General features: G+C 67.8%; 8 protein-coding genes. 4 read left to right on the forward strand and 4 right to left on the reverse strand.

Annotated features, from left to right (window positions below):
- Positions 1-234: 234 nt before the first annotated feature.
- The 3 genes from ACIQUT_RS40080 to ACIQUT_RS40090 all read right to left on the reverse strand — a co-directional run bounded on the left by ACIQUT_RS40080 (position 235) and on the right by ACIQUT_RS40090 (position 1,927).
- Positions 235-630 (reverse strand): hypothetical protein, encoded by a 396-nt coding sequence (locus tag ACIQUT_RS40080; protein ID WP_403570646.1) that lies wholly within the window; start codon positions 628-630, stop codon positions 235-237.
- A gap of 556 nt (positions 631-1,186) precedes the next feature.
- Complete coding sequence (locus ACIQUT_RS40085) at positions 1,187-1,579, reverse strand: DUF6069 family protein (protein WP_403570648.1); 393 nt, start codon at positions 1,577-1,579, stop codon at positions 1,187-1,189.
- A 135-nt stretch (positions 1,580-1,714) separates the two neighbouring features.
- Entirely contained in the window at positions 1,715-1,927 is a 213-nt protein-coding gene (locus ACIQUT_RS40090; protein WP_403570649.1) for a hypothetical protein, read from the reverse strand.
- A 268-nt stretch (positions 1,928-2,195) separates the two neighbouring features.
- Between ACIQUT_RS40090 and ACIQUT_RS40095 the strand changes: the two genes are divergently transcribed.
- Complete coding sequence (locus ACIQUT_RS40095; RefSeq protein WP_403570651.1) at positions 2,196-2,825, forward strand: TetR/AcrR family transcriptional regulator; 630 nt, start codon at positions 2,196-2,198, stop codon at positions 2,823-2,825.
- A 284-nt stretch (positions 2,826-3,109) separates the two neighbouring features.
- Here the strand turns inward: ACIQUT_RS40095 and ACIQUT_RS40100 are convergent, their stop codons facing one another.
- Positions 3,110-3,982 carry a hypothetical protein gene (locus tag ACIQUT_RS40100; protein WP_403570652.1) on the reverse strand — a complete coding sequence of 291 codons (873 nt, stop codon included), beginning with the start codon at positions 3,980-3,982 and terminating at the stop codon, positions 3,110-3,112.
- Between the two features lie 141 nt (positions 3,983-4,123).
- Here ACIQUT_RS40100 and ACIQUT_RS40105 point away from each other — a divergent pair, with 141 nt between their 5' ends.
- The 3 genes from ACIQUT_RS40105 (at position 4,124) to ACIQUT_RS40115 (ending at position 6,809) form a co-directional block, all read left to right on the forward strand.
- Positions 4,124-4,339 (forward strand): DUF6207 family protein, encoded by a 216-nt coding sequence (locus tag ACIQUT_RS40105; RefSeq protein ID WP_403570654.1) that lies wholly within the window; start codon positions 4,124-4,126, stop codon positions 4,337-4,339.
- Positions 4,340-4,480: 141 nt separating this feature from the next.
- Positions 4,481-4,927 (forward strand): hypothetical protein, encoded by a 447-nt coding sequence (locus ACIQUT_RS40110; RefSeq protein ID WP_403570656.1) that lies wholly within the window; start codon positions 4,481-4,483, stop codon positions 4,925-4,927.
- Between the two features lie 295 nt (positions 4,928-5,222).
- Positions 5,223-6,809, forward strand: a complete 1,587-nt coding sequence (locus ACIQUT_RS40115; protein WP_403570657.1) for an ISL3 family transposase — start codon at positions 5,223-5,225, stop codon at positions 6,807-6,809.
- The last annotated feature ends 17 nt before the right edge of the window (positions 6,810-6,826 follow it).

Genomic DNA, 6,826 nt, shown 5'->3' on the forward strand with positions numbered 1-6,826 from the left:
ACCCCGCTCGCCCGCACCCGTGCCTCCCGACTCGCCGCCCTCGACCTCGCAGCATGACATCAATTAGGCAACAGGGTCATCGACGGCTTCTACAACCGCCGCCGACTACGCAAGCACAAGACCCTCGGCTATCTCACCCCAGCCGAGACCCGGCAGCGACACCAGCACGCCCTCGCGGCATAACGATCACGTGTCCGAGAACACGGGGAAACTTCAGTTGTCCCTTTACCCCTGCTACCAGGCGATCACGGCGTAGCCATTGGCTCCCTTCGTTCCCTTCGCTCCGGCTCCGGCCTTGCCGTTGATCCCGTCGGTCCCGTTCGCTCTGTCTCCATACATGGGACGGCCTCCATTGCCTCCCTTGCCGCCCCCGCCCGCGCCTCCGCCGCCGTGGCCGCCGATGTAGGCTCCGCCGTCGACACCGGCCCCGCCGTCGCCGCCCCGGCCGCCGTCGCCGCCCCGGCCCGCGCTGCCTCCGATTCCGAGGAAACCGTAGCTGCCGTAGCTGCCGTCGGTGCCGTCGCCGCCCGCCGTGCCGCTTCCACCGTTCTTCGAGGCGAGTCGGCTGGCGTCGATCCCTGCAGTGGACGTGCAGTTCGCGCCGGGCCCCAGATACCCACCGCCCCCCACGTCTTCTTTACGTACACGATGCGTCCTCCGTCGTCGCCGGGGCGGGGCCCACCCCGGGACACAACGACACCCCGCCCCTGCGGATGCGCCCGTTCACCCCGACAGCCGACGGGGACCTGACCTGGTCGGGGGAACGATCCGCCCGCGACCTACACGGACTGCGCGCCGCCGAGGCCCCAGGCCGCAAGCGGCGTCCCGCCGTCGCGGCCAGAAGACCTCCGCAGAGGCTGTGAGCTTCGAAGGTCAGGGCCGAAGGCCCGACAGCTCATGGCGAAGCCTCCTTGCACTGGCGCTGACCAGACATGATCGTTCTCACCGGGATTCCTGTATCCCAACTGCTTACGCCCGGGCTCGTGACCGCCTCTGGGCAGGCTGCCGGCCTGCCGGTTCCCGGCGTGCTTCTGCTGCTTTGGGCCTTGCCCGGCTCGGTGGCCTGAGGGCGATGGGAACCTTGCCGAGGCGTCGTCCCGGTCGGGATCGATCACACCGGGCGGCTTCCCGATCGTTCCCGGTATTCTCCAGTCGCCCAGGGGAGCTCGCCGCAGGGTGTGCGTCCTCAGCGCAGCGGCAGGAAGCGTCGGAATATGGGCACGGACACGGCGGCCACGGCCACGTGCATGACCATGAGCGCGGTGACGGCGCCCCAGGAGGTGCCCGGCTCGGAGTGGTTTAGGCCGACGATTACGTCCGGTACGAGTGAGACGGTGACCGCTAGGGGCACGAGTCTGTGGAGCACCCGGGAGGGATCCGCGGCGCGCCAGCGGACGACCTGCCAGGCGAGTGCTCCGGCCAGGACGCCGATGACCGTCGCCGCGGCGTAGGAGCCCGGTGTGAGCGGCGGGAACTGCTGCGAGGCTCCAGCGGCGTGGGCGATCGCGGCTATCACGGCGTTGACGAGCACGGACGCGGTCGCGGCGAGGACCACGGCTGCCGCGAGTCTGGCTGCCATGCGGTCATTCGGTGCGGTCGCGGACGGAGCGTGAGCGTCCATGGGGACTCCAGGGGTGTGATGGGGTGATGGGTGGCCACGCCTGCGAAGTGGCCGAGGGGGTCGGTTGGCTCGCAGGGCCAATCGGCTCCGTTTCTACTTCCAGTGGCCGGCCTGCTCGACGTAGGCCTGGCCGGCGACTGGTTTGCCCTGGTAGGTGCCCGTCGCGGTGGAGGCGGACGCGTTGACGCTGCACTGCGTTGAGTGCTTGCGCGCCGTGACGTCGGTGATGCCCAGCGGTGCGGTGCCCCGCCTCGTGAGAGTGACGTCGTAGCCGTACTCGTGCCCTTGGGAGTAGAGGTGGCCCACGGTGTACCACCGCTCGTTTGAGCGCTGAGATGCGCTGCCTGGTCGGCTGGCAGGTGCGGGCTGCGGGACGGCGGCGCCACCGTGGTCGTTTACGGCCGAGCTGACCGGAGAGCCCGCCGGTCACCTCGGGTGTCACCTTGCACTCCTCACCCTACGCAACAGTGGTACTTTTTTTGACGCGTGTCGCATAACGTGACGCTAGGAAAGGGATTCAATTCGGGCAACGTCACATTTAGTCGGATGGTAGTTAGTGGACGAAATTACAGTGATGTCAAGCAAGCGGCCTCGCGACCGAAGGGTCCGGCGTACTCGGCGCCTGCTGCAGCAGGCGCTCCTTGAGCTGCTCGACGAAGAGCCACTCTCAAAGCTCACCATCAGCCAGATCGCAGCCCGCGCCGACGTGTCGCGGCAGGCGTTCTACCTGCACTTCAACTCGAAGGAGGAACTGCTGCTCAGCCACGTCGACGACGTCTTCGACGAAGTCCGCGCCGCGGCGCTGCCCTCACCCAACCGGCGCGTCGGCGTCCAGGAACTGCTCGCCACGACCTTCAGCGAGTGGGCCACGCATTCCGACTCACTCGCGCTCGCATTGCAGATCGAGGACAAGGACCACGTCATCGAACGCATCAGGCTCCACATCAGCGACCTTATGCAGGCATTCGATCGGTACGGCCGGGAGGACACCAGCGCGTCACCAACGCACGAGTACCGCGAGTACGTGGCGGACTTCCTCGCCGGGGGCGTGTACATGCTGCTGCGCTCCTGGAGCCGCGACGGTCTCACCGTCCCCGCCGCGCAGATGGCAGAACTCGTCTACAGCTTCCTGCCAGTACGACACCAGGCCGCTCAACCGGGTCACAGCCAGGCGGCTTCCCCGGTCGGACGACCCCGGCGATGACACTCCCGCGCTCGGCGGAACGGACACTGTCCGCACTGGCCGTGGAGGCGCAGGCCGAGGACATCCAGGTGGGTCGTTCCCAAGTCCGGAGATTCTCCTGGCGGAGGAGGTGCGCCGGCGGCGCACCCTTTTCCTGGACCCGCTCGACGGAACCCGGACCTCGTCCTACAAGGACGCGGATCATCGGCCTGTACACCGACCCTCAACCCGGCGCCACGGTTGTCTGCGCCGACGAGCTCGGCTGATGTTCCTGTGAACGTTCGCGATATTCCCCGGCCTCGTGTTCACGTGTTCACGTAATGGGCCAGGTCCTGGTTTGGTCGAACTCTAAGAGCTCGTAGCACGATCTTGTTGAAGCGTCCTGGTCGGCCGGGCAGACGCCGTCCTCCTCGCAGATGGCGAAGCACCTGCCTCCGAGTACCAAGAGCTCGTAGCTTCGCCCACTCCGCGGTACGCAGTGCCTGCAGGTTCTCCGGCAGCAGGTCCTTGATGCCGGTGCCGATCTTGCTGAAGGTCTCGAGGAGCCCGGAGGTCAGCAGGAGGCGGTTCCGCTCACCGATCTCAGCCAGCATGGTCCGCCACGGGGCCGCGTCGAACAGACCTGGCAAACGGAGCGGCACTGGTTGCAGCTGGACGAGGCTTGCCCGGAGGTGGTCGGAGAGCAGCGGCAGGGCCAGCGACGGGCCGAGGGCCTTGGTCGCTGCGGCGGCGAAGGCGCGGTTCCGCTCTGCCTGGCTTCGGGTGATGCTGTCCAGGACGCTCTTGGGCAGCTCGAACGGGAGCGGCGCGGGCTTCGGCAGCGCGGCGATGCTCCTCTGGAAGCTGGCGACCGTCCCGGGCATGCTGCCCAAGTCGACCAGCCGGCGGATCGCGTCCTGCGCGCTGGCCAAGCCCTGGACCGCGCCCAGGCTGCGCTCCAGCTGCGGAAGAACGCTCACGGTGCCGGCTGCCTCAGCGACCAGGCGCCCCAGGTTCTTCTGCGGCCCCAGTGACGCGCTCAACTCGGCGATCTGGGCACGGAAGTTCGCGAGCGGGTCGAAGTTGCGGAAGATGTCTGCCACCAGCACGTTCACCGCGACATTCTGGACGGGCCCTTGCTCTGCCGCCGTCGCGTCCGACCGATCACGCGTGCTGGCCGGCTCGCTCACCTCATTCATGTGCTCAGGATGACGTGCCGCACCGACACTCGGCTTCCAGTTTTCGCCGCCGACCCCGGCGTCGGCTCGGCATCAAGGGCTCGTTCGAGTGAATGAACCCTGCTGGCGAACCGGCACCAGGGGCGGGTCGTCGGGGAGGACATGGAGCAGATCGACGAGCAGCACATCGCAGAACCAGGTCTGGTGGTGCTGGACATCACCGGCTCGGACGAGGACACCGTCACGACGGCGATGAAGTGCCTGGAGCAGGTGTGGGCTACATCCGGCATCGCCCCGATCCGCCGCACTCCAGGCGAACCCGGCGTACGCGCCCGGGTCTATGCGGACGTCCTCCGTCCGGGCGCCGAGCCGCTGTAGCGAGGTCCCCGGCGGGGCATGCGAGAGGCGCCCCGACCAGGGCCGGCTGCGGAGTGCCCCCACGCGGCACAGGGCTGTGGGCTTCTGCCCTATCGCCACGGGGCCCGGCTTGCGGGCTGGCTGCTGAGCTTCAGGGGCCAGGTGCGTGAGCAGGATGCGCTGGGTAACCCACCCGTCGACCCGCTCGAAGTGCTGGGCCACGGCGCGGTTGGATCCGAACTCGGCGACGAGGGACTGGACCGCGTACGCCTCTTCGATGGCGTTGAAGTTTTGCCGGTCGAAGTTCTCGGAGACCACGGCCTCCATGAAGGACTTGCGGTCCGTGGCCAAGCCGTCGTCGACCACGCAGTTCAGGGTGGGGTTGCCGGCGGCGGTGGCGCCACGGTATCGACGCTCGCCCGCGACCAGGACGTAGTCGACGTCCCCGATCTGCTTCGCGTGGTCGGGCCACAGCTTCAGGTAGGCGCTGCGGCTGACGGCGGGGCATGCCTGGATCTGGCGGCGTCGCAGGCTCTTGCCGAGGTCGATGAGCTCGGCTTCGGTGCCTGGCTTTGTTCACGGGTTGTGGTTCTGGCTCAGGTTGTGTGATCCGTGCACTGTGAGTGACGGCTGAACTCCCTGTGGCGCCTCGGGAAGTTGCCTCAAAACGAGCAGGGGCAGGAGTGGGTGGGCAGACAGTTCGGGGCTGTGAATGAGATCTTGCTCCGGCTGGAGGAGTTGTTGATCCCGTCGATCGCGGACGTCGCGGTGCTGTCAGTCGACGGGTTCTGGCTCACTTTCCGTGGAACATGCACGCTCAGTGACGGTGATCGAGCGAGCGAGCCCTGGGGAGGTTGCCCGGAATTGAGCCGTACCGGGCGCGGTATGGCTGACAGTTCGGCCCGTGGAAGAAGTGGGCCTCCGGCTGGAGGAGTTGCTGTTCCCGTCGATCGCCGATGTGGCGGTGCTGTCGGTCGACGTGAACGACGAGGCGGTGCACATAGAGGCCCGAAGTACGGTGGTTGGGGCCGTCTGCCCCGGATGCGGAAGCTGGTCAAGGCGGATTCACAGCTCCTACCTGCGCTTTCCCGCTGATGTGCCCAGCGGAGGCAGGCGGGTCGCGCTCTGTTTACGCGTCCGCAGGTTCCTCTGCCCGGTCATCGCGTGCGGACGGCGGACCTTCGCTGAACAGCTGTCAGGGTTGACCCGTCGTTACGGCAGGCGGACCGAACGGCTGCGGTCGACGTTGGCCGCGGTCGGCCTCGCGCTCGCCGGCCGGGCCGGTGCCCGGCTTGCCAGAGTCTTCGGAGTGCCCGTCAGCCGAAGCACGGTGCTACGGTTGGTCGAGGCATTGCCCGATCCTCAGGTTCCAGACCCACGGGTGGTCGGGGTCGACGAGTACGCGACCCGCAAGGGTCGCAACTACGGGACGATCCTCGTCGACGTTGAAAGCCGGCGGCCGGTGGACCTGCTGCCTGACCGGGAGGCATCCATCCTTGCCGCTTGGCTCGCGCAACGGCCAGGGATCGAGGTGGTCTGCCGCGATCGCGCACCGTTCTTCGCCGAAGGCGCTACAGCCGGGGCACCCCAGGCGGTGCAGGTGGCGGACAGGTGGCATCTCTGGCACAACCTGAGCGAGGCCGCCGAGAAGTGCGTCGCCGACCACCGGGGCTGCCTGCGGGTTCTGGCACCCGATCCTGCCGAGCCAGCCCCCGAGCCCGACAAGGTCCAAGACCCGACCGGCTCGCCCTGGCCTACCGGCCACCGCTTCGCAGACCGCACCCGCGCCAAGCACGCGACCGTCCACGAACTCCTGGCCGCCGGGCTCAGCCGGAGGGCGATCGGCCGCCAGCTCCACATGACATCCCGCACCGTGAAGCTCTTCGCCGACGCAGCCACCCCGGAGGACCTCTTCCGCGGGCAGTGGCAGGGGCGGCCGTCCAAGCTCGACGCGTTCAAGCCCTACCTGGATGACCGCTGGAACCAGGGCTGTACGAAGGCCTGGACGGTGTGGGAGGAGATCGTGCCGCTCGGCTATCAGGGCAGCTACCAGCGCGTTCGCGCCTATTTCCGGGAGAAGCGGCTCTCTCCCAACCCCGTCACAGCTCGGCCACCGTTACCCCGCGTCGTCGCCGGATGGATCCTCCGCCGGCCCGAGTCCCTGACAGAGACCGACCACCTTCGACTCAAGGCGGTCCTGGTCCACTGCCCCGAACTCGACGCCCTCACCGGTCACGTCCGGTCCTTTGCCCAGATGCTCACCGAGCGCCAGGGAGAACGACTTCCCGAGTGGCTCGACGCCGTCCGCCAGGATGACCTTCCCAGCCTTCACACCCTCGCCGCAGGCATCGACCGCGACCGCGACGCCGTGATCGCTGGTCTGACTCTCCCCTGGAACTCAGGCGTGGTCGAAGGACACGTCAACCGGATCAAGATGCTGTCGAGTAGCCGGGGGCATCACAGCCCCCGGCTCTCACGGAACCGTACGTAACAATCTCTCGTTATACG

The organism is Streptomyces sp. NPDC090445, from assembly GCF_044769385.1.
Lineage (GTDB): Bacteria > Actinomycetota > Actinomycetes > Streptomycetales > Streptomycetaceae > Streptomyces.

Excerpts from the sequence above, each read along its gene's own strand:
- ACIQUT_RS40085 (WP_403570648.1), bottom strand. The coding sequence starts at position 1,579 with ATGGCAGCCAGACTCGCGGCAGCCGTGGTCCTCGCCGCGACCGCGTCC.
- ACIQUT_RS40095 (WP_403570651.1), top strand. The coding sequence starts at position 2,196 with ATGTCAAGCAAGCGGCCTCGCGACCGAAGGGTCCGGCGTACTCGGCGC.
- ACIQUT_RS40100 (WP_403570652.1), bottom strand. The coding sequence starts at position 3,982 with ATGAATGAGGTGAGCGAGCCGGCCAGCACGCGTGATCGGTCGGACGCG.
- ACIQUT_RS40105 (WP_403570654.1), top strand. The coding sequence starts at position 4,124 with ATGGAGCAGATCGACGAGCAGCACATCGCAGAACCAGGTCTGGTGGTG.